The 23,377-nt window shown below is 65.0% G+C and carries 21 protein-coding genes, 4 tRNA genes and 1 pseudogene; 17 read left to right on the plus strand and 9 right to left on the minus strand.

The annotated features are described in order from the left end of the window. The first annotated feature begins 9 nt into the window (after positions 1-9). From HNP02_RS10590 to HNP02_RS10605, 4 genes are all read left to right on the plus strand, one after another. Complete coding sequence (locus HNP02_RS10590) at positions 10-1,020, plus strand: oxygenase MpaB family protein (RefSeq protein WP_184437959.1); 1,011 nt, start codon at positions 10-12, stop codon at positions 1,018-1,020. A 433-nt stretch (positions 1,021-1,453) separates the two neighbouring features. Next, on the plus strand, positions 1,454-2,209 hold the full coding sequence (locus HNP02_RS10595; RefSeq protein ID WP_184438883.1) for a phthiotriol/phenolphthiotriol dimycocerosates methyltransferase: 756 nt from the start codon (positions 1,454-1,456) through the stop codon (positions 2,207-2,209). Between the two features lie 695 nt (positions 2,210-2,904). Further along, positions 2,905-4,176: a lipase family protein gene (locus tag HNP02_RS10600; RefSeq protein WP_309241505.1), complete on the plus strand. Its 1,272-nt coding sequence runs from the start codon at positions 2,905-2,907 to the stop codon at positions 4,174-4,176. Beyond that, positions 4,173-5,576, plus strand: a complete 1,404-nt coding sequence (locus tag HNP02_RS10605) for an alpha/beta hydrolase-fold protein (RefSeq protein ID WP_184437961.1) — start codon at positions 4,173-4,175, stop codon at positions 5,574-5,576. Before HNP02_RS10600 ends, HNP02_RS10605 begins: the two co-directional genes overlap by 4 nt. 54 nt (positions 5,577-5,630) lie before the next feature. On the opposite strand, the gene HNP02_RS10610 is transcribed toward HNP02_RS10605, so the two are convergent. Next, the gene (locus tag HNP02_RS10610; RefSeq protein WP_184437962.1) at positions 5,631-5,990 is read right to left on the minus strand and encodes an Rv2640c family ArsR-like transcriptional regulator; all 360 of its coding nucleotides are present in this window, start codon (positions 5,988-5,990) and stop codon (positions 5,631-5,633) included. Between the two features lie 96 nt (positions 5,991-6,086). Here HNP02_RS10610 and HNP02_RS10615 point away from each other — a divergent pair, with 96 nt between their 5' ends. Both HNP02_RS10615 and arsB read left to right on the plus strand, forming a co-directional pair. Next, positions 6,087-6,524, plus strand: coding sequence for an ArsI/CadI family heavy metal resistance metalloenzyme (locus HNP02_RS10615; RefSeq protein WP_184437963.1), 438 nt, complete (start codon positions 6,087-6,089; stop codon positions 6,522-6,524). Further along, a pseudogene (gene arsB / locus HNP02_RS10620) lies at positions 6,500-7,983 on the plus strand (ACR3 family arsenite efflux transporter). The gene HNP02_RS10615 and the pseudogene arsB overlap by 25 nt, the downstream one beginning before the upstream one ends. Before the next feature lie 11 nt (positions 7,984-7,994). Here arsB and HNP02_RS10630 read toward each other — a convergent pair. Further along, positions 7,995-8,070: transfer RNA gene (locus HNP02_RS10630), tRNA-Lys, on the minus strand. A gap of 156 nt (positions 8,071-8,226) precedes the next feature. Here HNP02_RS10630 and HNP02_RS10635 point away from each other — a divergent pair. The 3 genes from HNP02_RS10635 (at position 8,227) to HNP02_RS10645 (ending at position 8,515) form a co-directional block, all read left to right on the plus strand. Continuing rightward, positions 8,227-8,299: transfer RNA gene (locus HNP02_RS10635), tRNA-Glu, on the plus strand. A gap of 36 nt (positions 8,300-8,335) precedes the next feature. Continuing rightward, positions 8,336-8,409: transfer RNA gene (locus tag HNP02_RS10640), tRNA-Asp, on the plus strand. 29 nt (positions 8,410-8,438) lie between these two features. Continuing rightward, positions 8,439-8,515, plus strand: a tRNA-Phe gene (locus tag HNP02_RS10645). Positions 8,516-8,537: 22 nt separating this feature from the next. Here HNP02_RS10645 and HNP02_RS10650 read toward each other — a convergent pair. Together HNP02_RS10650 and HNP02_RS10655 are read right to left on the minus strand one after the other, a co-directional pair. After that, positions 8,538-10,052, minus strand: coding sequence for an aldehyde dehydrogenase family protein (locus HNP02_RS10650; protein ID WP_255506417.1), 1,515 nt, complete (start codon positions 10,050-10,052; stop codon positions 8,538-8,540). Then, on the minus strand, positions 10,049-11,632 hold the full coding sequence (locus HNP02_RS10655; RefSeq protein ID WP_184437967.1) for a GMC family oxidoreductase: 1,584 nt from the start codon (positions 11,630-11,632) through the stop codon (positions 10,049-10,051). The genes HNP02_RS10650 and HNP02_RS10655 overlap by 4 nt, the downstream gene beginning before the upstream one ends. Before the next feature lie 282 nt (positions 11,633-11,914). Between HNP02_RS10655 and HNP02_RS10660 the strand changes: the two genes are divergently transcribed. Further along, positions 11,915-12,694, plus strand: a complete 780-nt coding sequence (locus HNP02_RS10660) for an SDR family NAD(P)-dependent oxidoreductase (RefSeq protein WP_184437968.1) — start codon at positions 11,915-11,917, stop codon at positions 12,692-12,694. Positions 12,695-12,743: 49 nt separating this feature from the next. Here the strand turns inward: HNP02_RS10660 and HNP02_RS10665 are convergent, their stop codons facing one another. Together HNP02_RS10665 and HNP02_RS10670 are read right to left on the minus strand one after the other, a co-directional pair. After that, complete coding sequence (locus tag HNP02_RS10665) at positions 12,744-15,641, minus strand: RND family transporter (RefSeq protein WP_184437970.1); 2,898 nt, start codon at positions 15,639-15,641, stop codon at positions 12,744-12,746. Continuing rightward, the gene (locus tag HNP02_RS10670; RefSeq protein ID WP_184437972.1) at positions 15,638-16,063 is read right to left on the minus strand and encodes an MmpS family transport accessory protein; all 426 of its coding nucleotides are present in this window, start codon (positions 16,061-16,063) and stop codon (positions 15,638-15,640) included. Before HNP02_RS10670 ends, HNP02_RS10665 begins: the two co-directional genes overlap by 4 nt. Before the next feature lie 197 nt (positions 16,064-16,260). Here HNP02_RS10670 and HNP02_RS10675 point away from each other — a divergent pair, with 197 nt between their 5' ends. Then, on the plus strand, positions 16,261-16,944 hold the full coding sequence (locus HNP02_RS10675) for a TetR/AcrR family transcriptional regulator (protein ID WP_255506418.1): 684 nt from the start codon (positions 16,261-16,263) through the stop codon (positions 16,942-16,944). 15 nt (positions 16,945-16,959) lie between these two features. Here the strand turns inward: HNP02_RS10675 and HNP02_RS10680 are convergent, their stop codons facing one another. Both HNP02_RS10680 and HNP02_RS10685 read right to left on the minus strand, forming a co-directional pair. Continuing rightward, positions 16,960-17,628, minus strand: coding sequence for a PAS and ANTAR domain-containing protein (locus HNP02_RS10680; RefSeq protein WP_184437976.1), 669 nt, complete (start codon positions 17,626-17,628; stop codon positions 16,960-16,962). Between the two features lie 40 nt (positions 17,629-17,668). After that, complete coding sequence (locus HNP02_RS10685) at positions 17,669-18,022, minus strand: MerR family transcriptional regulator (RefSeq protein WP_184437978.1); 354 nt, start codon at positions 18,020-18,022, stop codon at positions 17,669-17,671. A 240-nt stretch (positions 18,023-18,262) separates the two neighbouring features. Here HNP02_RS10685 and HNP02_RS10690 point away from each other — a divergent pair, with 240 nt between their 5' ends. From HNP02_RS10690 to HNP02_RS10710, 5 genes are all read left to right on the plus strand, one after another. Continuing rightward, entirely contained in the window at positions 18,263-18,526 is a 264-nt protein-coding gene (locus HNP02_RS10690; protein WP_184437980.1) for a Rho termination factor N-terminal domain-containing protein, read from the plus strand. 21 nt (positions 18,527-18,547) lie between these two features. Next, positions 18,548-18,697: a hypothetical protein gene (locus HNP02_RS10695; RefSeq protein WP_184437982.1), complete on the plus strand. Its 150-nt coding sequence runs from the start codon at positions 18,548-18,550 to the stop codon at positions 18,695-18,697. 34 nt (positions 18,698-18,731) lie between these two features. After that, positions 18,732-20,198: an aminotransferase class I/II-fold pyridoxal phosphate-dependent enzyme gene (locus HNP02_RS10700; RefSeq protein ID WP_184437984.1), complete on the plus strand. Its 1,467-nt coding sequence runs from the start codon at positions 18,732-18,734 to the stop codon at positions 20,196-20,198. A gap of 76 nt (positions 20,199-20,274) precedes the next feature. Then, entirely contained in the window at positions 20,275-21,423 is a 1,149-nt protein-coding gene (locus HNP02_RS10705; protein ID WP_184437986.1) for an NAD(P)/FAD-dependent oxidoreductase, read from the plus strand. 151 nt (positions 21,424-21,574) lie between these two features. Further along, on the plus strand, positions 21,575-21,811 hold the full coding sequence (locus HNP02_RS10710) for a CsbD family protein (protein WP_184437988.1): 237 nt from the start codon (positions 21,575-21,577) through the stop codon (positions 21,809-21,811). Between the two features lie 20 nt (positions 21,812-21,831). Here HNP02_RS10710 and HNP02_RS10715 read toward each other — a convergent pair whose 3' ends face one another. Further along, a complete protein-coding gene (locus HNP02_RS10715) occupies positions 21,832-22,572 on the minus strand; it encodes a DUF72 domain-containing protein (protein ID WP_184438887.1) in 741 nt (246 codons plus the stop codon). A gap of 158 nt (positions 22,573-22,730) precedes the next feature. Between HNP02_RS10715 and HNP02_RS10720 the strand changes: the two genes are divergently transcribed. Beyond that, positions 22,731-23,354: a UdgX family uracil-DNA binding protein gene (locus HNP02_RS10720; protein WP_375373656.1), complete on the plus strand. Its 624-nt coding sequence runs from the start codon at positions 22,731-22,733 to the stop codon at positions 23,352-23,354. The last annotated feature ends 23 nt before the right edge of the window (positions 23,355-23,377 follow it).

Below are 23,377 nucleotides of genomic sequence, written 5' to 3' on the forward strand. Positions count from 1 at the left end.
ATCTCGCCAGTGACACAAGATACGTCTGAGGTGTGTCCGGTAGCTAGCCCTGCGGATGCAGTCGGCAGCGGCTGCCCCGTCGCGCCCGGCGGATACGAGGCCCCGCCGCTTCCGCTCGGCCCGGATTCGATCACCTGGAAGTACTTCGGTGACTGGCGCGGCATGCTGCAAGGTCCGTGGGCCGGGTCGATGCAGAACATGCACCCGCAACTCGGCGCGGCGGTCGAGGAGCACTCCATCTTCTTCCAGGAACGCTGGCCGCGACTGCTGCGCTCGCTGTACCCGATCGGCGGGGTGGTCTTCGACGGCGAGCGCGCACCGCAGACCGGAGCCGAGGTCCGCGACTATCACGTCGACATCAAGGGCGTCGACGCTCAAGGCAGGCGCTATCACGCGTTGAATCCCGAGGTCTTCTACTGGGCGCACTCGACGTTCTTCGTCGGCACCCTGATCGTCGCGGAGCGCCTCGCAGGCGGTATCACCGAGGCCGAGAAGCGTCAGATGTTCGACGAGCACGTCCAGTGGTACTCGATGTACGGCATGAGCATGCGGCCGGTGCCCAAGACCTGGGAGGAATTCCAGGTGTATTGGGAACACATGTGCCGCAACGTGTTGGAGAACAACAAGGCCGCGCGTGACGTGCTCGATCTGAGCGAGCTGCCCAAGCCGCCGTTCGCAGCGAAGATGCCCGATTGGATGTGGGCACTGCAGCGCAATTACGTGGTGCACCCGTTGTTCGTCTGGTTCACCGTCGGCCTGTACCACCCCGCGGTGCGCGAGTTGATGGGCTACACCTGGTCCGAGCGCGACGAGCGCCGGCACCGACTGCTCGGGAAGGTCATCGGCAAGGTGTTCAGGCTGGTGCCGTCGCGGCACCGGATGCATCCGCGGGCGCGTGGCGGCTGGGATCGCGCCACTGGCCGGCTTCCGGTCGACGCGCCGCTGGTGCACACGCCCGCGCGAAATCTGCCGCCAGTTGGGCACCGCGACAACGGAATTCACTACTGCCCGAAGGTCTGACACATCTGGCCGCGGTGTGGCCCGTCCACGTCGCGGGGATCGCCGAACCGGGTGGAGTGCGGAAGCCGCTTCTGGTGGGGACGACATAGCCGTCGCTTGAGCGCGATGTCACGGCTTCGGTATCCCGGGCCCGGCACGGACGATGCTGAAGTGAATCCAGCAACTGGATTCTGTTCGGACGTCAATTTCTGACCCGTCGAATCTTTCATAGCCTTCAATCGCTATTTCATGCATAGATCGAGCTGCGGGGATTGGGCGGAATCTCACCGAGTTTGCCGCACACCCTGGGCCGGACGGGTTCAAGTAAAGCATCGCCCGTTCGCCATAAATGCACCTAGTTTTCCTGCATACTCCCGCAATGTCTGTGAACGAAGGAACCGTATCCAGCCGGGTAACTGCTCGTGTCTACCGCTTGGGATTCAACCCGTACGTCATGAAGGCCTTCGCGAAGGTCTTCTACCCTCTCTTCACCCGCTTGGTCGCAGGGGACGGCCAGTTCCTCAATGACGGTTACGAGGAAGATCCACCGATGGCTCTGCCGCTGGCGGCGTCGGACGAGCCAAACCGGTTTCCCATCCAGCTCTACCACCGCACGGCGACCCAGGCGGATCTCAGCGGCAAACGGGTGTTGGAGGTCGGTTCCGGTCACGGAGGCGGGGCCTCCTACCTCACCCGCACCTTGCAACCAGCCTCCTACACGGGGCTCGACTTGAACCCGGCCGCCATCGCGTCGTGCCGGGAGCGGCATGACGTGCCCGGCTTGGACTTCGTGCACGGCAACGCAGAGGACCTGCCGTTTGCCGTCGAGACCTTCGACGCGGTGGTCAATGTCGAATCCTCACACTGTTACCCACACTTCTCCCGTTTCCTCGCCGAGGTGGCCCGCGTGCTGTGTCCGGGAGGGCACTTCCTGTACACCGATCTCCGCCCGAGGCTCGGCACGGCAGATTGGGAGGCGGCGCTAGCCGGCGCCCCGTTGCGGATGGTGTCGGAAAGGGTCATCAATGCCGAGGTCCTGCGCGCTCTCGATGAGAGATCGGACGGGTCTCTGGAAGTGCTCAGCCGCCAGCTGCCAGGGCCATTGCAGGGCATAGGGCGCGAGGCCTACCACGTGAAGGGCTCGCGGTTCTACCGCGACCTGGACTCGGGCGAGTTCTCCTGGCGGATGTACTACTTCGTCAAGGACTGAGTCCGCGCCCATCGCCACAGCAAACCCTCAGCACGACCACAGCGGGTGGCGTAACCCTGTGTAGATGCTGACGATCACGGCGGCCAACTCGCCAGGCAAGCCTCGCGGCCAGACTGCCTTCGACGGCCCAAGGCGCGGCGAGGGGCAAACCTAGACGATGGCGATGCCAGCAACGGCGTCGTCCCGCGAGCCCATGTCAAGTGTCGCGGCATCCGTCGTCACGCTGTTCGCTGAATGCAACAATTGGCCCCGCGGTGGCGATGTGCGTGGCGCGGTGAGGCCAGGCATTTGCTGGTGGCGCGACGGCGACTCGGTTGTGGTTGGCGCTCGAATGTGCGTCAAGGGGTGTGTTTTTCGTCACCACCGCTGGCAGCGCACCTGTGAGCGATACCGTCCTTCTCACAGGAACGCCGGCGGTGTCTGCTAGAGGTCGGCAACGAATCGGCGGATAGCTGTTAACCAATTGATCAGCGCAAGTTCCGAATCACGGCCGACCAGCTGTACTCGAAGATCGTTGGGTCTCGCCGCCGAACACCGCGTTGCTGGGCAGCGTCGTTTTGGCGACGGTGAAGCCAGCCACCGACGTTGACTCGTGGTCCTGCCAGGCGGCCGCGCTAACCTTGTCGACGATGACCCACCGCTACGCGAGCAAAGCGGACACCGAAACACGCACAGGCGATGTCCAACGTCGCCGGGTGCGAAAGTGGGTGATCAGAACAGCGGTGTTGGTGTCCGTGGTCGCGGCGATCGTGCTCTCCGCGATGGGGCGCCAGCACGATGCGACGGCTTCTGGTCCGGCCCCTGCGCCCGCAGCCGCGTCCGGCGTGCCGTTGAAGGGGGATTTCAGCGGGTCCGGTGCGGGCACGTTGTTGTCGGCCAGCACGATGCCGACGCTCGATCGGCGGCTCTTGGAGGTGACGTCGCTTGCTGCCCGGATAACCTATGCGTCCACCAATGCGTTCGACGGCACGACGCAAGTCTCCGGGACGGTTGTCGTCCCGCAGGGAAAGCCTCCGAGTGGAGGTTGGCCCATCGTGGCGTATGGCCACTCCACCACCGGCATTCAGTCCGACTGCGCACCGTCCCTGGATTCGACGTTGCTCCATTTCTCGACGCCGATCACGGGTCTGGTGCAGGCCGGCTACGTCGTCGTGATGTCCGATTATCAGGGGCTTGGGCTCGACCAGTGGCATCATCCGTACCTGGATTCGACGACGCTGGGCTACAACGTCATTGATTCGGTGAAGGCCGCTCGCAAACTCGTTGCCGACGCCTCGAATCGATGGCTGGCATTCGGCACGTCCGAAGGGGCGCAGGCGGCATGGGCGGCCAACGAGTTGGCGCCGGACTATGCCGGCGGGCTCACGCTGGTTGGGGCGGTGAGCGTGTCACCGCCTGCCGATATCGACGGGTTCGCTGACGCGGCGGCGGCCGGCACATTGACCCCTGACCAGATGCCGGTGCTGCAGTGGCTCCTTGCTTCGCTCAAGGACCTGTACCCCGACCTCAAACTCGACGACTATCGACGGGGGATCGTCGCCGACAAGTGGGACGTGCTGTCGGCGTGCCGCGGTCCGGCGGCCGGAGAGCGCGCGAAGATTGCGGGTCAAATAACCGCGGATGATCTGCGACCCAGTAGCCCTGCCGCGGTGGACACGCTCCGTGGGTACTTGGACAAGTCCAGCCTGCCGCAAGGGCCCACTGCGGCTCCAATGCTCGTAATCTACGGCGGGAGCGATGCTTTGATCCCCCCGGCGTGGACGGAGCAGGCACTAGACAAGGCCTGCGGGATGGGCGACGTCATTCAAATTCAGCTCCAGCCCGACAAGGGCGCCGAGGGCATCGACGCATCCGTGGCGGATGGGTGGGTCGACGCGCGCTTCAACGGCGGTGAAGCGCAGAACGACTGTACGTCGTTTCTCGCAGGCCCCGACCGGCTCGGAGAGCCGCAGGGACTAGCAGGGTGACACTGGCTGTGCAGTCGATCTCGCTGCTTCACGGTTGGGCACCGATCACATTTCAGGTGATCGCCGCGGTGACCTTGGTGCTCGCGATCGGATGGCGTACGGGCCGGTGGCGCCTGCTCTGGGTACCGGCGTTCCTAGTGTTCGGAGCTGCCGTTGCGGCGATCACCTATTGGTATGGCGAGTTCAGTGGCATTGCCGATCGTGGCATGCCGCCGATGTTGTGGATTTGGATTGCGCTGACCGGGTTGGCCTTTGGCGTGCTGGTCTTCGGGTGGCGCGGAGTCCGGTGGTGGCAGCGCGGCGTTTCCGTGCTGGCCGTCGTGTTGTGCGTGTTGTGCGCGGGATCGGCCGTCAATGTGTGGACGGGGTACTTCCCGACGGTGCAGAGCGCTTGGGGCCAGCTCACCGGCGGTCGGCTGCCAGGCCAGACCGATGAGGCGTCCGCTGACGCGATGCGCCAGCGTGGCGTCAAGCCCACGGAGGGCACCATCGTGACGGTGACGATCCCAGACGATGCGTCGGGTTTCACGCACCGAGATGAATACGTGTATTTGCCGCCGGCGTGGTACGCCACCAATCCTCCGCCGAAGTTGCCGGCAGTGATGATGATCGGCGGCGAGTTCGGCACCCCCGCAGACTGGTTGCGCAGCGGCAATGCGCAAACAACGATCGACGATTTCGCAGCCAAGCACGCGGGTGTTGCCCCAGTGCTGGTGTTCGTCGACACGGCAGGCTCCTTCATCAAGGACACCGAGTGCGTCAATGGCGTTCGCGGCAACGTCGCCGATCACCTGACCAAAGACGTGGTGCCCTATGTGATCTCACACTTCGGGGTGAGCCCGGATCCCGCCAACTGGGGCGTTGCGGGCTGGTCGATGGGCGGCACGTGCGCGGCGACGCTCACCGTCACGCATCCGGAACTGTTCAGCGCATTCGTCGACATCGATGGCGACGTGTTCCCGAATGCCGGCCAGAAGGACCAGACCATCTTCCGGCTCTACGACGGCGACGAGCAGGCCTGGGCAGCGTTCGATCCAACCACCGTGATGACCGCGCATGGTCCCTACACCGGAGTGGCTGGGTGGTTCGGGGTGTCGGATCCCAACGTCCCAAGCGTGCACCACGACGGAACGGTGGGGGTTGGCGCGCCCACCGAGGCCGAGCCCGAGGCTCCGGACGGCATTTCGGAGGGGGCCAACTACTTGTGCGCGCTAGCCAGCAGCAACGGCATCGAGTGTTCGGTGGTGGCCGAGCCGACCAAGCACGACTGGCCATCCGGGGCGCAGCAGTTCGCCAACGCCCTGCCGTGGCTGGCCGGAAGGATCGGCACTCCAGGGGTTCCGCAGGTACCGCTTCCCGGTTCCGGTGCGGACCCAAACCAACAGGGCGTCGGTCACTAGCCCGGTCGGCGCGGGGCGGACTGCGCGGCGACGGTGATCCCGTTGTGCGCCAACCTAACTGCAGCAGTTTGGGTCGAGTACGGTGCACAGAGCTATCAAGGCATCACGCCGTGGCCGGTGATAGACGTTCATCCCATGTCGCTCTGACTCCACCAACCCCGCGCGGCGCAGTTGCGAAAGATGGTGACTCACCGTCGATTCGCTGAGCCCGACTGCCCCGGCAAGGTCGCAGCTGCAAACCTCGCCTGCTGACGAGCTGAAGAGCAACGAGACGAGTTTGACGCGAACCGGGTCGGCCAGTGCCTTGAGTCGCAGTGCGATCTCCAACGCAGCAGCGTCGTCCAGCGGCCCAGCGGCGACGGGGGAGCAGCACACGGGCGCGGACATATCGACGACCGGCAACGTCTTCGGCATGGACTCGATACTGCCATAAACATTGACATATGTCGAAGAGGTATCGCATGATCGAAGACGTCAGTTCGATGTATGTCTCACAGGTACGGAGTCATCATGTCCCGTCTTCAACTCGCGCTCAACGTCGACGACCTCACCGAGGCGATCACCTTCTACTCGACGCTGTTCAACACCGAACCGGCCAAGGTCAAGCCGGGCTATGCGAACTTCGCCGTGGCCGAACCGCCGCTCAAGCTGGTGCTGATCGAGAACCCCGGCAAGGGTGGGTCGTTGAACCATCTTGGCGTCGAGGTTGATTCGAGCGAGACCGTTCGCTCCGAGATCGCGCGTTTGGCGGGCGCAGGACTGTTCACCGAGGAGGAGATGAACACCACCTGCTGCTTCGCGACGCAGGACAAGGTGTGGGTCACCGCGCCCGATGACGAGAAGTGGGAGGTCTACACCAAGTTGGCGGATGCCGAGACCTTCGGCGCGTCCGGTCCCAGTCAGGCCGATGCCGACGTCTGCGATTGCGGCCCGAAAGCTGCGGGGTGACCGCACCGGTCGTCGGCAAGCTCTCGACGCTGGACCGTTATCTGCCGTTGTGGATCGGCGCCGCGATGGTCGGTGGGCTACTGCTTGGTCGTGTTGTCCCGCAAGTGAATCAGGGTCTGAATCACGTTCAGGTCGATGGCATCTCGCTGCCGATCGCGCTCGGCTTGTTGATCATGATGTATCCGGTATTGGCCAAGGTGCGGTACGACCGGCTGGACACGGTGACCGGCGATCGCAAGCTGCTGCTGAGCTCGCTCGTACTGAACTGGCTGATCGGTCCGGCGGTGATGTTCGCGCTGGCGTGGCTGCTGCTGCCGGATCTACCGGAGTACCGCACGGGCCTGATCATCGTCGGCCTGGCGCGGTGCATCGCGATGGTGATCATCTGGAATGACCTCGCCTGCGGTGACCGTGAGGCGGCGGCAGTCCTGGTGGCGCTCAACTCGATCTTCCAGGTACTGATGTTCGCGGTGTTGGGATGGTTCTACCTGTCGGTGCTGCCCGGCTGGCTCGGCCTCGAACGGGCCACCGTCACCACGTCACCGTGGCAGATCGCGAAGTCGGTCCTCGTCTTCCTTGGCATCCCGCTGGTGGCCGGCTACCTGTCGCGGCGGTTGGGTGAAAGGGCCAAGGGACGCGCTTGGTACGAGTCGACGTTCCTGCCGAGGATCGGTCCCTGGGCTCTGTATGGCCTGCTCTTCACCATCGTGGTCCTGTTCGCTCTTCAGGGGGACCAGATCATCGGCCGCCCGCTGGACGTGGCCCGCATCGCGCTCCCGCTGCTGGCGTACTTCGCCATCATGTGGGGCGGCGGGTACGCAGTCGGGGCCGCGCTCGGGTTGGGCTACGCGCGCACCGCCACGCTTGCGTTCACCGCTGCGGGCAACAACTTCGAGCTGGCGATCGCCGTCGCCATCGCCACCTACGGCGCGACGTCCGGACAGGCACTTGCCGGCGTCGTCGGCCCGCTGATCGAAGTGCCCGTGCTCGTCGCCCTGGTCTACGTGTCACTGGCACTGCGGCCCAAAATCGCCGAACGGAGAACGCAATGAGTACCCCAACCGTGCTGTTCCTCTGCACGCACAATGCCGGGCGCTCACAAATGGCTCTTGGCTTCTTCACCGCGCTCGCCGGCGGGGAAGCGATCGGGTACTCCGGCGGCTCGGAACCCGCATCCGAGATCAACGCTGCAGCGGTCGCCGCCATGGCTGAGAAGGGCATCGACATCACGGGACAGCAGCCGCAGCGGTGGACCGACGCGATGCTTCACCAGGCCGACGTCGTCGTCACGATGGGCTGCGGTGACACCTGCCCGTACGTTCCCGGACGGCGCTACGCGGACTGGCCACTGGCCGATCCTGCAGGACAGCCGCTGGAGGCGGTGCGCCCAGTGCGGGACGAGATCGAACAGCGCGTCCGGCAACTACTCGGGGAGTTGGGCGTGCAACCGGCCGAGTAATCCGGCCAGCGTGGTGCCCCCACCAGGGCTCGAACCTGGGACCTGCGGATTAAAAGTCCGTAGCTCTACCAACTGAGCTATAGGGGCGCGGTGAATCAGGATACTGGCCGCCGTGTGCGGTGTCGGGAGGGGAGCAACTCCAGAAGCAACCGACCCTCGTTTGAGGATTCGGGTCTCGGTACCCTAAGCTATCCAAGCTCCCAACGTGTTGGCGTTGCGAGTACCCCGGAGAGATTCGGCTTGGCCCCCTTCGTCTAGCGGCCTAGGACGCCGCCCTTTCAAGGCGGTAGCGCGGGTTCGAATCCCGTAGGGGGTACGTCGCAGCACCATTACGATGGTGGTGCACAAGCAAGGCCCTGTGGCGCAGTTGGTTAGCGCGCCGCCCTGTCACGGCGGAGGTCGCGGGTTCGAGTCCCGTCAGGGTCGCAAGTACGGCGAGGCACGTGCTGCCTTCCGGCCAGGTAGCTCAGTTGGTACGAGCGTCCGCCTGAAAAGCGGAAGGTCGCCGGTTCGATCCCGGCCCTGGCCACCACGAATACTTGCAGTTCAGATCCCTACTTGAGGGTCTTCTTGCCACCGTGCAGGAGAGTGATCAGCCCAGCGACCTGGCCCTCGGTCTTGGCGTCGCGCGCGAAGGACGTCAGCAGCATCATCGGCTTGAACTTCTGCCGGGTGATCGCCTTGGCGAAGGTGAATTCCTTCAGGCCGTCGGGGCCGTGGATGCGTCCGAAGCCGGACTGGCCGACACCGCCGAACGGGAGTGCTGGTACGCCGGCGAAGGACACCACTGAGTTGATCGACGTCATTCCCGAGCGCACTCTGCGGGCGATGTCGACACCGTTCTTCTTGGCGAAGACCGCCCCGGCGAGTCCGTACTTCGTGGCGTTGGTGAGCTCGATCGCTTCGTCCATGTTCTTGACCGGATTGATCGCGAGGGTCGGCCCGAAGGTCTCGTCGGTCATCTCGGTCGAGTGCTCGGGCACGTGGGTGAGGATCGTCGGTTGGACGAAGCGCTCACCGACCGCGTCCGCACCGCCGAGCACGACGGTGGCGCCCTTGGCGATGGCGTCGACGATGTGGCTCTTGATGATGCCGAGTTGCGACGGCATGGTGATCGGGCCGATGTTGCCGTCGGGGCCGGCGTGCAGCACCTTGGCTTGACTGGTGATCTGCTCCATGAAGGAGTCGAAGACCTTCTCGTGCACGTAGACCCGCTCGGTGCCGATGCACGTCTGGCCGGCATTGGACATCCCGCCCCACAGGGCCGCTTCGGCGGCCTTGGTCAGGTCGGCGTCCTCGTCGACTATCAGCGAGTCCTTGCCGCCGGCTTCGATCAGCACGGGCGTCAGGTTCTCGGCGCATGCGGCCATGACCTTCTTGCCGGTCGCACCCGAACCGGTGAATGCGAGCTTGTCGACGGCCGCGGTGCAGAGCGCATTGCCGGTCTCGCCGAGACCGGTGACGACTTGGAACACCGGACGACCGCCGACGACCTCGGTGAACTTGTCGGCGAGCCACTCCCCAACGCCGGGGGTGTACTCGCTGGGCTTGAACACCACGGCGTTGCCCGCCGCGAGCGCGTATGCGATGGAGCCGCATGGCGTGAACACCGGGTAGTTCCACGGCCCGATGACGCCGATGACGCCGAGCGGCTGGTACTCGACGGTCGAGGCCTGGTTGACCATGAGCAGACCCGACTTGACCTTTCGGCTGCCGAGCACCTTCTTGGCGTGCTTGGCCGCCCAGGCGATGTGGTCGATGGCCATGACGATCTCGAGTTGCGCGTCACCGGTCGGTTTGCCGGTCTCCAAACGCACCAACTCCGAGAGCACGGCGATGCGGCGGGTGATGACGCTGCGCCAGGTGAGCAGATAGTCGGCCCGCTCCTCGAACGAAAGGCCACCCCACCAGTCGGCAGCGTCGCGTGCGCGCTGCACCGCGGCGTCCACGTCTGCGCTGGAGTGAATGGGGTGCACGCCAACGACATCGCCGTTGGCGGGGTTGAGCGACTCGAAGGTTGCGCCGGATGAGGCTGTTGCGGATACGGGTGTTCCGACGGTGGCGGTCAACGTGACTCCTTGATGAGATCTGCGCATTTTTCGCCGACCATGATGGTCGGTGCATTGGTGTTGCCGCGCGGGACACGGGGCATGATCGACGCATCGGCCACCCGAAGTCCTTCTACGCCATGAACTTTGAGATCGGGGTCGACGACGCTGCCCTCCGCCGTGCCCATCGAGCAGGTTCCGACCGGGTGATAGACCGTCTGACCTATCCGGGCGATCGCCGCCATGATGTCGTCGGTCGTCGGGTTGAGTGATTCCGGATACAACGGCGCGGCAATGAATTTCGCAATCGGCCCCTGGCCGATGACGTCATACATCGTGCGGAATCCGGCAAGCATGGCGTCGAGGTCGGCGCTGTCGTCGAAGTAGCCCGGGTCGATCTCGGGGTGCCACGTCGGGTCAGCCGAGCGCAGCTTGAGGTAGCCCTTGCTCTCAACGCGCACCAGTGTCGGCGCGATGGTGAGCGCGCGCCGTACCGGCTCGTGCAGACCGTTGTCGTACAAGCCGGTCGGCAGCACGTGGAACTGCAGGTCGGGCGCGTCCATGTCGGGATGGGACTTGAAGAACGCGCCCGCCTCGGGGCCGTTGGAAGTCAGCGGCCCGCGGCCGGCCTTCTGCGCCCTCAACACGTTGCCGAACGACAGGAACTCGGCAAGATCGGTGGTGTCCTTGGTGTAGAACAGCCCCCCGCTTCCCGGATGGTCTTGCAGGTTCTGGCCGACGCCCGCCACGTCCACATTGACGTCGACGCCGTGTTCGCGCAGGTGCGCTCCGGGCCCGATGCCGGAGAGCATCAGCATCTGCGGGCTGGCGACGGCACCGGCGGACAGCACGATCTCGGCATTGGCGCGCGCCGTCTGGGTGACGCCACCACGCCGATAGGTGACCCCCGTCGCGCGGGCACCGTCCATGTCGATCTTCATCACGAACGCTTCGGTGCGCACCGTGAGATTGGATCGCTTGCTCGCCGGACGGATGTAGGCGTCCGCAACCGACCACCGGCGGCCCTTCTTGCAGGTGACCTGGTACAGGCCCGCGCCCTCCTGCTCGGCGCCGTTGAAGTCGTCGGTGCGCTTGAAACCCGCCGAGACGGCGGACTCCACGAACGCGTGGCTCAACTCGTGGCTGTAACGGCGGTCCTCGACGTGCAGCGGGCCGTCGGAGCCGTGGTACGGATCGCTCAGCCGGGTGTTGCCCTCGGACTTCTTGAAGTATGGAAGTACGTCGTCGTAACCCCATCCGGTTGCGCCATAGACGTCGCGCCACTCGTCATAGTCGGCGCGGTTGCCGCGGATGTAGACCATGGCGTTCATGGCCGAGCAGCCGCCGAGCGCCTTCATGCGCGGCCAGTCAGCCGGGCGGCCACCCAAGAACTTTTGCGGGGTCGTCTTATAGCCCCAGTCCCACTTGGTCTTGAACAACGTCGAGAACGCGACCGGCAAGCGGATCATGTCGTCGTCGTCCTCGGGCCCCGCTTCGAGCAGCAGCACGGACACGGCCGGATCCTCGCTAAGGCGCGCAGCGACGACGCCACCTGCGCTGCCCGATCCGATGACGATGTAGTCGAAGTTCTCCCCGGCCATGGTTCCCCCTTGGCTGGCGCATGATGCGCTTCACAAAACCTAATGCCGCGACGACTGTGACGCAATGGGTTCAACGTTTGCCCGGCAGGGTCAATTACATGCCGTAGCTGGTTGCCGATGTATGGCGGTGTTTCGCCACGATTGAGGTTCGACGCACGCGCCCGCACGCCGCTGCGCCGACATCACGTCGACGAGGGTCTCGTCGACGGCGACCGCACTGTCGGGTCACAATGTCACGATGACGACCGACCTGCGCCCCGACGGCGGAATCGCGTGACGCCAATGCCCCGCCTGACATCGCTGAGTCGCTCGGTCAAGGGAAACGTCGTCGTGGTCACGGGAGCCGCCAGCGGTATGGGGCGTGCGACCGCACATCTCCTCGCCGATGAGGGCGCCGCAGTCGGTGTCGTCGACCGCGATGCCGACGGGCTGGCACGCGTCTCCGATGAGATCAACGACGTGGGTGGCCGCGTCCACGCCGTCGTCGCGGACGTCGGCGACTCCGACGTCCCGGCGGCCGTCATCACCGAGATTCGAGAATCCCTAGGCGCGATCGACGGCCTGGTGAACAACGCCGGGGTGAGCATCCCGGTGCCGATCGACGGTGACGACTTCGAGGAGCACTGGGCGACCACCATGGCCATCAATCTGACCGCATACGCGCGGTTCGTTCGTGCGGCACTGCCCGATCTGCGCCGGGAGGGCAGGGGCCGGATCGTCAATGTGGCTTCGACGGAGGGCCTCGGCGCGACCGGCGGAATCTCGCCCTACACGGCCACCAAACACGGCGTGATCGGTCTGACGCGGTCGCTGGCGGTGGAACTCGGTCCGACCGGGGTGACGGTGAACTGTGTGTGCCCGGGCCCGATCAACACCGGAATGACCGCAATCATCCCCGACGAGATGAAGGCCACCTTCGCCCGCCGGCGAACGGCGTTGCGTCGCTACGGGGATCCCGAAGAGGTGGCGCACGCGACGTTGTCGCTGCTGCTCCCGGCCGCCTCGTACATCACCGGTGCGATACTCGTCGTCGACGGCGGCCTCACGATCCGTAATGCCTGACCGCCCAACGACTTTGGTTCGGCGTTGGTCGCGCTGGTGAACCGCCTCATCAGAGCGCCTTCTGCTCTGGTTGAGCCTGGATGGGCTTTGGCCACGGGGCAGGCACGGGCCGGGGACGGACGCGCTGCGGCCACCAGAACCACTTGCCCAACAGGGTCGCGAGCGACGGTGTCATGAACGACCGGATGACGAGGGTGTCGAAGAGCAGGCCCACGCCAATGGTGGTGCCGACTTGTCCGATGGTGGTGAATTGGCTTACCGCCATGGACGCCATGGTGAAGGCGAACACCAATCCGGCGGAGGTCACCACGGATCCGGTGCCGACCATGGCGCGGATCGTTCCCGTGTGTAGTCCGGCGTGGATCTCCTCCTTCATTCGGGAGACCAGTAGGAGGTTGTAGTCGGCGCCGACCGCCAAGAGGACGATGACCGACAACGGCAGGACCATCCAGTGCAGCGGTATCCCGATCACGTGTTGCCAGAGCAGGACTGAGAGGCCGAACGATGCACCGAGGGAAAGGACTACGGTCCCAACGATGACCGCGGCGGCGACGACCGCCCTGGTGAGCACCACCATGATGATGAAGATCAGGATGAGCGCGGCCACCGCGGCGATGAGCAGGTCGTAGTCGGCGCCTTCTTGCATGTCGTTGTACATGGCGGCGCTGCCACCCAGGTAGATCGAGGATCCTTCCAGCGGTGTGCCCTTGATCGCATCTTCTGCCGCCGTCTTGAGCGGCGCGATGCGCGAGGTGCCCTCCTGGGTCAACGGATCGCCTTGGTGAATGATGGTGAACCGCACGGCATGTCCGTCGGGGGACAGGAACAGCTTGATGCCCCGCTTGAAGTCGGCGTTGTCGAAGGCTTCCGGCGGAAGGTAGAACGAGTCGTCGTTCTTCGCCGCGTCGAACGCCTCGCCCATCGCGGTGGAGTTGTCCTGCGAGGCCATGGTCTGGTCTTGCTGAGTCTTTTGCGATTGGTACTGGTTCAGCATCATCTGCTTCTGATCCCTCATCGACTGGATCATCGCCGGCATGATGGCGACCATCTGGGGCATCAAGTCAGCAAGGCGTTGGATGTCGGGAACGAGGCCCGCAAGGTCGTCGGACATCGTGCTGATGCCATCGAGGGCGTCGAAGATCGACCGCACCGACCAGCAAACCGGGATGTCGAAGCAGTGAGGCTCCCAGTAGAAGTAGTTGCGCAGCGGGCGGAAGAAGTCGTCGAAATCCGCCATGTGGTCCCGCAATTCGTTGACGTCCATGGAGGTTGTCTTCATCTTGGCGGCCATGCTCTTCGTGACCTCGGCCATCTGCTGGGTGATGCTCTGCATCGTCTCCATCGAGTCGATGGTGACCTGCATGGCGTCGGCCTGTTTGAGGGTGTTCGCCATGGTCGTCTGTAGATAGTCGTTGTTCATGATCTGGCCGGTGCTGCTCTGGCTGATCGAGTAGGGAATCGTCGAGTGTTCGATCGGTTTGCCCTCGGGCCGGGTGATGGTCTGCACCTGAGCAATGCCGTGTACCCGCACGAGCGCTTTCGCGATCTTGTCGATGACCAGGAAGTCGGCCGGATTCCGCATGTCGTGATCGGTCTCGATCATCATCAGGTCGGGGTTCATCTTGGCCGGGGAGAAGTGCCGGTCTGCGGCCGCGTATCCGACGTTGGCTGGTACGTCATCGGGCAAGTAGATGCGGTCGTTGTAGGTGGTGTGGTAACCGGGAAGTGTCAATAGGCCGATCAGGGATATGGCGATGGCGCAGACCAGGATCGCGCCCGGCCAACGGACAGTCGCGGTACCGACCCGGCGCCACCCCTTGCTCCGCACGACGCGTCTGGGTTCCAACACGCGCCCGAATCTGCTGCACACCGAAATGACGGCCGGCCCAAGGGTCAGAGCGGCAGCGACGACGAGCACCATGCCGATCGACAAGGGAATGCCCATTGACTGGAAGTAGGGCAGTCGGGTGAAGTGCAGGCAGAGCGTTGCCCCGGCGATGGTCAGCCCCGAAGCCAGCACGACGTGCGCCGTGCCGTGGAACATCGTGTAGTAGGCCGATTCTCGGTCCTGGCCGATTCGGCGCGCCTCCTGATATCGACCGATCAGGAAGATCGCGTAGTCAGTGGCCGCGGCGATGGCCAACGTCACCACCAGGTTGGTTGCGAAGGTGGTCAGACCGAACACGCCGTGGTAGCCGAGAAATGCCACCAGGCCCCGGGAGCCGGCAAGCTCGAGCACGACCATCGTCACCACGATGAGCGTGGTGACAATCGATCGGTAGACGAGCAACAGCATGACGATGATGACGGCGAAGGTGAGCAGTTCGATCTGCTCCATGCTCTTGTCGCCGATGGTGTTTTGGTCCGCGGTCGTTGCCGCGGGACCCGTGACGTACGCCTTTACGCCTGCGGGGGCGGGGGTTTCGTCGGCGACGGCGCGAACCGCCTCCACCGACTCGTTGGCTAGGGCTTCCCCTTGATCGCCTGCGATGTAGACCTGGACGTAGGCCGCCTTGCCGTCGACGCTTTGGGCGCCAGACGCGGTGAACGAGTCGCCCCAGAAGTCTTGGACGTGCTGGACGTGCTTGGTGTCGGCCCTGAGCTTTTGAACTATCTCGTCGTAGAAGTGGTGTGCGTCGGCGCCCAACGTGTCGTCGCCTTCGAGCACGATCATCACCGAGCTGCTGGTGCGGTACTCCTGGAACACTTCGCCGACACGTTTGGTCGCGATCATCGACGGTGCGTCGTTGGGACTCATCGACACCGCACGCAGCTTGCCGACTTCTTCGAGCTGGGGCACGACGGTGTTGAGCAGGGCGATGATCGCTATCCACGCCAGGATGATCGGCACCGCGAAAGCGCGGATGAACCGTGGGATCCGTGGGTGTGCCCTGTGACGGGCAGTCGCTATTGCGTCGGTGGGTGTGTCGTCTACTGGTGCGCTCATGCCGATTTCACCAAGCAGAAGGTTTCGGCATTCACGCCTGTACTGGTCCTCTCGTCCTTGACCTCGTCATCGACGGTGATCCGGCAAGTGATGGTGTGGCCGTCGGCTTGGGCCACGAGGTTGGGCGAGGCGGAGGGCGACGTCGTCGTCAATCTCAAGGTCCACGGCAGCTCGGCGTCGGCCACACGCTGAGGCTTCCCGTCCAGATCCAAGTAATTGATCACGGCCGTAGCACCCGAGCCGAATACCTCGTAGGTGACGACCTTGGGGTTGAAGTCCGCCGCGCTGTCCGAACCCCTCGGCGTCACGATGACCGGATTCGAACCGAACACGGTCCGGAGCTGCGCGACGGCCAGACCGCCTACCGCGACCGCGACCACGACGAGCACGGGCAGCCATATCCGGCTGACGAATCTGGTCATCGTGGTAACCCACTGCCTGGCAGCGCCATTCGATATGCACTTCCGTTTGGTGGTGGCGGCGCGGTATCGAGCACGGCGGTCACGGTGTAGCCCTTTCGGTGCTGGAGGACCCATCGAGGCGTTGGCGCCGGTCAGGGTCTGTAGGCAAACTAACCATCTAAGTGGATAAAAGCAATCCACTTATCTAGAGTGTGATGATGGCTACACTCGGCCGGGTGCGCGATCGTGACGGGGTGCATCGCCCATTGCGGAAGGACGCCGAACGCAATCGACAGTTGGTGATCGAGGCCGCCCGCGAGTTGTTCGCATCCAGGGGTTTGGAGGCGACCCTCAACGAGGTGGCCCACCATGCGGGCCTCGGAGTGGGAACCGTGTACCGACGGTTCCCGACGAAGGAAGACTTGTTCGAGGCGATCTTCGAAGAGGGAATCGACCAACTCACCGATCTCGCGGAAGCAGCGCTTTGCCAGGCCAATTCGTGGCACGGGTTCGAATGGTTCGTCACCCTGATGTGTGAGTTGACGGCGATGGACCGGGGCATGCGGGAGGTCATCTTCAGCAAGACGTGCGGCGGCAATCGGCTGGAGGCCGCCCGCGACCGCCTGGTCCCGGTACTCTCGAAACTCGTTGAGCGAGCGCAGAATGACGGGTACCTACGCCCAGAAGCATCGGCTACCGACATGCCGATCCTTGGCCTGATCGCGGGGACGGTGAGCGAGTACGCCGGCCACGTCGACGCCGAGCTCTGGCGACGGTATGTGGCGATCCTCCTCGAGGGCATCCGATATCGAGACGACCAACCACCGCTAGAGGTTGCGGCACTCGGTGATGAGCAGCTCGAAACGGCGATGCAAACCTGGCTGCCCGCTGGTCCCAGCTGACACGTGAATGAGCCGCTAACCTCCAACCCGTTCGTGTGCGGTCAGCAGTGCACGGTCGACGTCGGTGCGGGCGTGGCTCGACGGTGGTATCGCGGACAGGTCTCGGAGGAATTGTTCGGCGATGCGGCGCAGTTTGACGTTCGTCTCCTTCGAGCGCCACGCGAGTACGTCGAATGCTCGCTCAGCGGACACCCCGTAGGTCCACATCACCACGCCGATCGCTTGGTTGATGATCGCCCGGCTCGCCTCAATGGTGGCGACCTTGTCTGAGACGGTGCGCTGAACGTCGGCATCGGAGGCATCGGTGATGTCGATGTAGAAACCGGTCGTGCCGATCGTCCCGCCGTTGGCGGCGGTGAGGCGTTCGCCGACCACGACCACCACGCGGATGTCGCCCTTCGTGTCGAGGATGCGGTGCCGACTGCTGAAGGGCGCGCCGTGGCGGAGTACCTGATCGATGATTTCGGCCACCGCGGGCTTGTCGTCGGGATGCTTGTGCGACAGGATGAGTTCGGTTGTGGGAGTGACTGTTCCAGGTTGGTATCCGTGCATCCGGGCGACCGCGTCCGACCACTCCCACCGGTCATCGGCGATGAGGTAGCGAAAACTGCCGACCCGCTCGAAGTCCGATGATGGTGTGGCTGTGGCCGTGTCGAGTGGTGCCGCCGGATCTTGGGTGTACATCACAGCTTCCTCCTGCGATATGCCTGCACAATCGGTTGGATCAGTCGTTTCTGGTGTCGACGCTGCGCATGCGTTGCCGTCGGCGCGATCGCAGTTCGGCGTTGTCCGACTCGAGCTGGGAGTTGTCGGATTCTAGTGCGGTGTTGCGTGACTCCAAGCCGAGGATCTGGGCCACGCCGGCGAGGTTGACTCCGTCGGCGAGAAGCTCCGCGATACGCGCGAGCCGATCGAGATCGTCGTCGCTGTAGCGACGGGTGCCTCCCTGGGTGCGTGCCGGGGTGAGCAACCCGCGACTCTCGTAGAGACGCAACGTCTGAGGGCTGACGCCGGATAGTTCGGAGGTCACCGAGATGCCGTACACGCCCCTTTGGGATGAAGATTCGTCTCTCAACACTGCCTCCCGTTCCCGCCAGACTGTCTGTCCGCGATAATTTAGCACCGCAGGCCTACAAAATCTAGTCCCGACAGCATAGATATTTCTAATCTCAGGACCAGAGATATTCTGCGGCAGCAGCGAGAGGTGAGCCCACCTCGGCGTCGGTCTGCGACCGACGTGAATTGGGTCGTTTGAGCCGTTCCGACGCGGGGAACGACGAGCTACACCACATGTTCGAAGCACGAAGGGATGAGCGAAATGGCCACACGACGGTCGTCGATCAAGAACGAGGAGCTCTATACCGAACTACGCAAGGACGGTGACTCCAAGCAGAAGGCGGCGCGCATATCGAACGCCGCCGCAGCACGCGGTACGTCGAGCGTCGCCCGCAAGGGCGGCAAGTCCGGCTCCTACGACGACTGGACGGTGACGGAGTTGAAGAAGCGCGCCAAGGAACTCGGCATCAGCGGATACTCCGGCAAGCGCAAGTCCGAATTGGTCTCGGCGCTCCGCAACCACTGACTGCGACGAAGAGTGCTTACCATGTCCATTTGGCCGTCTGAGGACCCTCCGATCGTGCCGCCATTCGGTGACCCGAACCAGGCCCTGTTCAACTGCACCGGAAATCTGTCGCCCGAAGTCGCCGACCCAGCCGAACTGATCGACCCCAGCGCGGACGACGCGTCGGGGTGAGCGCCCACCGGCTGCGCGCCCAGGGGCCACCTCGATGACGGATCAGTCCCAGACCCCTGTCCTGGATGCGTTGCGCGACTACCGGCGCCGGGACCGCTACGGCTTCACGCCACCGGGACACCGGCAGGGTCGCGGCCTCGGCGACACCGTCAGGGAGGTCCTCGGCGAGCAGCCGTTCCACAGCGACGTCTTGGCCTCCAGCGGTCTGGACGACCGGCGCTCCCGCGGCGGCGTTCTGCGCCACGCCGAAGAACTCATGGCAGACGCGGTCGGCGCGGACAACGCGTTCTTCTCCACTTGCGGCAGCTCCCTGTCGGTGAAGGCGGCGATGCTCGCGGTGGCGGGAGACCATCCCGGCGGCCTCCTGCTTGGGCGTGACAGTCACAAGTCGATCGTGGCCGGCCTGATCTTCTCCGGTGTGCGACCACGGTGGATCACCCCGCAGTGGGACGCCGAACGTCACCTGTCGCATCCACCGTCGCCATCACAGGTCGACGCGGCATGGCGGGACAATCCCGATGCCGCAGCCGCGTTGATCGTGAGCCCGTCACCGTATGGAACCTGCGCCGACATCGCCGGCATCGCCGAGGTATGCCACCGCAGGGGCAAGCCGCTCATCGTGGACGAAGCCTGGGGTGCGCACCTGCCGTTCCATCCCGAGCTACCCACCTGGGCGATGGACGCCGACGCCGATGTCTGCGTGGTCAGTGTCCACAAGATGGGCACCGGATTCGAGCAAGGATCGGTGTTTCACCACCAGGGCGAGCTGGTCGAGTGGGCGCATCTATCCGCGTGCGCCGACCTGCTGATGACCACCAGCCCCAGCGTCCCGGTGTACGGGGCTCTCGATGGCTGGCGGCATCAGATGGTGCACGAGGGACGCCAGTTGCTCGGTGCGGCAATCGACTTGGCCCATGACGCGCGTACCAGCATCGAAGAGCTGGACGGTCTGCACGTGCTCGACGACGAGCTACTCGGCCACCAAGCCTCCCACGACCTGGACCGGCTCCAGATGTTGGTCGACGTCAGCGATCTCGGCGTCTCGGGCTACCAATGCGCCGATTGGCTGCGCGAGCATCGGCACGTCGACGTCGGCATGGCCGATCACCGCCGCGTCCTGGCCACCCTCTCCGTCGCCGACGACGCGGCCACCGTCGGGCGTCTGATCGAGGCGTTGGCCGACTTCACGCGGGGCGCGCCCGCGCTGCCGAGGTGCCCTGCGATCGAACTGCCTGCACCCGACCAGCTGGCCCTGGAGACGGTGTGCGCGCCGCACACCGCGTTCTTCGGTCCGACCGTGCAGATGCCGGCCGACAGCGCCGCCGGATGTGTAGCGGCCGAACAGCTCACGCCGTACCCGCCCGGCATTCCGGTGGTCGTCCCCGGCGAACGGCTGGACGCCGCCGTGATCGACTACCTGCGTTCGGGCGTCGGCGCAGGCATGGCCGTCCCCGACGCCACCGACCCCAGTCTGAACACCTTCCGGGTGCGCCGTGCGTGATCAAGGGACCAGCACCGATTCACCGCGGCGGCGACATGCGGGTGTGGAATCGGGTCGGCGCGGGTAACACGCGGGCATGGACGAACCCGGACTCATCGTCATCGGCAGCGGACCCGGCGGAGTCAGCGCCGCCGAAGCCTTTCGGCAGCATGATCGCGACCTGCCGGTGCGCATCCTCACCGCCGATCCGGAACAGCCCTACGCCCGCCCACCGCTGAGCAAGGACTATCTGCGTGGCGACACCGACGACGTGTGGCTGCACCCGGCGCATTGGTACCTCGAACGTTCCATCGATCTCCGCCTTGCAACCGAAGTCGTCGCAATCGACCCCGCCGCACACAGCGTCACCACGGACGACGAGACCTACCCGTACACCGCATTGGTGTTGGCCTGCGGTGCGACACCGACGCCGCTGCCCGGCGGTCACCACGCGTTGCAACTGAGATCCCTCGCCGATGCTGCGCGGCTGCGGAAGGCAGCGGGCGACGCGGCCTCGGCGGTGGTCGTCGGCGCCGGTTTCATTGGGTGCGAAGTGGCCGTCTCCCTTGCGCTCAACGGACTGGCCGTCACCCTCGTCGCTCCCGAGCGCGTGCCGCAGGAGAAACGACTTGGCGCCGCCGCGGGACGGAGGCTGCAAGCCCTGGTGGAACTGGCGGGTGTCCGCTACGTCGGGGAAGTAGCGGTGCGCGAACTCACCGAGGGCGCGGTGCGCCTCGAGAACGGTGTCAGCATCGACTGCGACCTCATCGTCGCCGCGACCGGCGTCACACCCCGCATCGACCTCGCCGAAGCCGCCGGGCTGTCGATCCAGGATTCACGCGTGATCGTCGGCGCCGACATGCGCACCTCAGCCCCCGACGTGTACGCGGTGGGCGACCTCGCGCTGGCATTCAACACTCGGGTGGGCCGCCACATCGCCGTCGAGCACTGGCAGGACGCCGACGACCAAGGGGCGATCGCCGGAGCACACGCGGCAGGCCAGCCGTCGACATGGCAAGGCGTACCGGGCTTTTGGACCACCATCGGCGATGCCACGCTGAAGTACCACGCGTGGGGCGACGGCTACGAACGCCAGCGGCTGCTCGACAGAGCCCACGGATTCACCGTCTGGTATGAGTCCAGGGGTGCAGCCGTCGGTGTGCTCACTCACAACGCCGACGCCGACTACGACACCGGGGAAACACTCATCGCCGAGGCGCGGCCCGCACCCGTATCCATGGAGTGATGAGTGTGCGACCCGCTGCAGTGCCGGGGTTTGGTTGCCGGATCAGACGGGAACGCGGGTCCTTGCAATGGAAGTGCCGAAGTCGGCACTAGTGGCGCGTTCAGCGAGCAGCGCACCGACGGCGGGATATCAACCAGCGAAGGGATCTGTGATGGCTGACGACAAGAGTGGACCGGCAGAAGGCATCAGCGGCGTCGTGGAAGGCGTCAAGGGGAAGGTCAAGGAGGCGGCGGGAGCGGTCACGGGCCGCGACGACCTGCAGCGCGAGGGCCAGGCTCAGCAGGACAAGGCCGACGCTCAACGTGACGCCGCGAAGAAGGAAGCCGAAGCCGAGAGTGCACGCGGCGCGGCCAAGGCGAGCGAGGCCCGCGAAAACGCCGAGCAGTAGCGGGAAGCGTCGATCGAGAGCTACCGAACTCCGGCATCCCCGAGTACTGTGCGTAGCGTCCTGGCGTTGCGGACGGCGTGCCCGGCGCCGTCGTTGTTGAAGTAGGCCAGCACATCCCGGTCTTGCCGATCCCACTCCCGGATGCGATCGGCCCACCACTGCAACTCGTCGGTGCTGTAGGACCCCGCGTACATCGTCGCGGGATCGGGTCCATGCAGGCGGACGTACACCAGTTGTGCCGTGGCCCTCAGAACGCAGGGCAGGCCAGCGCCGCTCATCACCACGTAGCTGGCTCCGCGGCGTTCCAACAGGTCGTATACCGCGGCATCGTCCCAGGACGGGTGTCGGAATTCGACGGCCACCCGCAGACCAGCGGGCAGACAACCCAGGAAGTAGTCCAGTCGGGCGTCGTCGCGTTCGGCGTCGGGATGCAGCTGCACCAGGATCGCGCCACGGCGATCCCGCAGCTCGTCCCAGGCCCGGGCGATCCGCTGCACCCACTCTTCGGGGGAGCGCAGCCGCCGGGCATGGGTCAGACCGCGTGGCGCCTTCACCGACATCGTGAAGCCGTCAGGCAGCCGTTCCCGCCATTGACCAAAACGAGCATCCCCTGGCCAGCGGTAGAAGCTCGCGTTCAGCTCGACGGTGTCGAACTCCTTGGCGTAGCGCTCCAGACGTGCCCCCGCGGTTACACCGGGCTCATAGAGCACGCCCTTCCAATGGTCGTAGGACCATCCGGATGTACCCACCTGAACCACCACGGCCATGAGGTACCCGTCGGGGGCAAAACCAAAGCCCGCCCGACCAACGGTCATTGGGCTCCTTGGTGCCGACGTCGTGATTCAGCCACCGCGGGGTGGGGTAGTCGTTCACCGTGAAGACTGCGGGCGCTGCACCGTTCGTTCCGGACACGCGAAGCGTGAAGAGGCTGGCGGCCGCGGCCAGGGGATGCCGGGGCTGTCAGCTGTACGCGGACGCCGAGCAGACCGTGTTCGGCGCCGGGCCGCGCGCCGCACGGATGATGCTGGTGGGGGAGCAGCCAGGCGACCAGGAGGACCGGGCGGGCAAGCCGTTCGTCGGCCCTGCCGGCCGGATCCTCGACCAGGCGCTCGACGCCGCGGGGATCGACCGGGACGATCTGTACGTCACGAACGCGGTCAAGCACTTCAAGTTCACCGTGCGGACCGAGCGGGGAAAGCGCCGGATCCACCAGACGCCCAGTCGGACCGAGGCGGTCGCCTGTCGCCCGTGGCTGCTCGCCGAACTCGACGCCGTCGAACCCGCCGTGGTCGTCCTCATGGGCGCTGTGGCAGCCAAGTCGTTGCTGGGTAATGACTTTCGGCTCACCGCACACCGAGGCGAGCTGTTGCACCTGGCCACCGACGATGGTTTGCGCAATCCAGACCTCGTGGTGACGGTGCATCCATCGTCGATTCTTCGTGGGCCGCCGGAACGGCGAGACGAAGCGCTCAGTGGCCTGGTCGATGATCTGCGGTTCGCCGCCGAGATGCTCAATGTCGCCCGCGACGATCGCAACGCGTAGCCAACGCAATCGGCCAACTCGTT

Origin of the sequence: Mycobacterium sp. AZCC_0083 (assembly GCF_014202335.1) — a bacterium.
GTDB lineage: Bacteria > Actinomycetota > Actinomycetes > Mycobacteriales > Mycobacteriaceae > Mycobacterium.

Coding starts and splice junctions, on each gene's coding strand:
- HNP02_RS10595 (WP_184438883.1), top strand. CDS start 1,454: ATGAAGGCCTTCGCGAAGGTCTTCTACCCTCTCTTCACCCGCTTGGTC.
- HNP02_RS10610 (WP_184437962.1), bottom strand. CDS start 5,990: ATGCCGAAGACGTTGCCGGTCGTCGATATGTCCGCGCCCGTGTGCTGC.
- HNP02_RS10615 (WP_184437963.1), top strand. CDS start 6,087: ATGTCCCGTCTTCAACTCGCGCTCAACGTCGACGACCTCACCGAGGCG.
- HNP02_RS10655 (WP_184437967.1), bottom strand. CDS start 11,632: ATGGCCGGGGAGAACTTCGACTACATCGTCATCGGATCGGGCAGCGCA.
- HNP02_RS10660 (WP_184437968.1), top strand. CDS start 11,915: ATGCCCCGCCTGACATCGCTGAGTCGCTCGGTCAAGGGAAACGTCGTC.
- HNP02_RS10665 (WP_184437970.1), bottom strand. CDS start 15,641: ATGAGCGCACCAGTAGACGACACACCCACCGACGCAATAGCGACTGCC.
- HNP02_RS10670 (WP_184437972.1), bottom strand. CDS start 16,063: ATGACCAGATTCGTCAGCCGGATATGGCTGCCCGTGCTCGTCGTGGTC.
- HNP02_RS10675 (WP_255506418.1), top strand. CDS start 16,261: ATGGCTACACTCGGCCGGGTGCGCGATCGTGACGGGGTGCATCGCCCA.
- HNP02_RS10680 (WP_184437976.1), bottom strand. CDS start 17,628: ATGTACACCCAAGATCCGGCGGCACCACTCGACACGGCCACAGCCACA.
- HNP02_RS10690 (WP_184437980.1), top strand. CDS start 18,263: ATGGCCACACGACGGTCGTCGATCAAGAACGAGGAGCTCTATACCGAA.
- HNP02_RS10695 (WP_184437982.1), top strand. CDS start 18,548: ATGTCCATTTGGCCGTCTGAGGACCCTCCGATCGTGCCGCCATTCGGT.
- HNP02_RS10700 (WP_184437984.1), top strand. CDS start 18,732: ATGACGGATCAGTCCCAGACCCCTGTCCTGGATGCGTTGCGCGACTAC.
- HNP02_RS10705 (WP_184437986.1), top strand. CDS start 20,275: ATGGACGAACCCGGACTCATCGTCATCGGCAGCGGACCCGGCGGAGTC.
- HNP02_RS10710 (WP_184437988.1), top strand. CDS start 21,575: ATGGCTGACGACAAGAGTGGACCGGCAGAAGGCATCAGCGGCGTCGTG.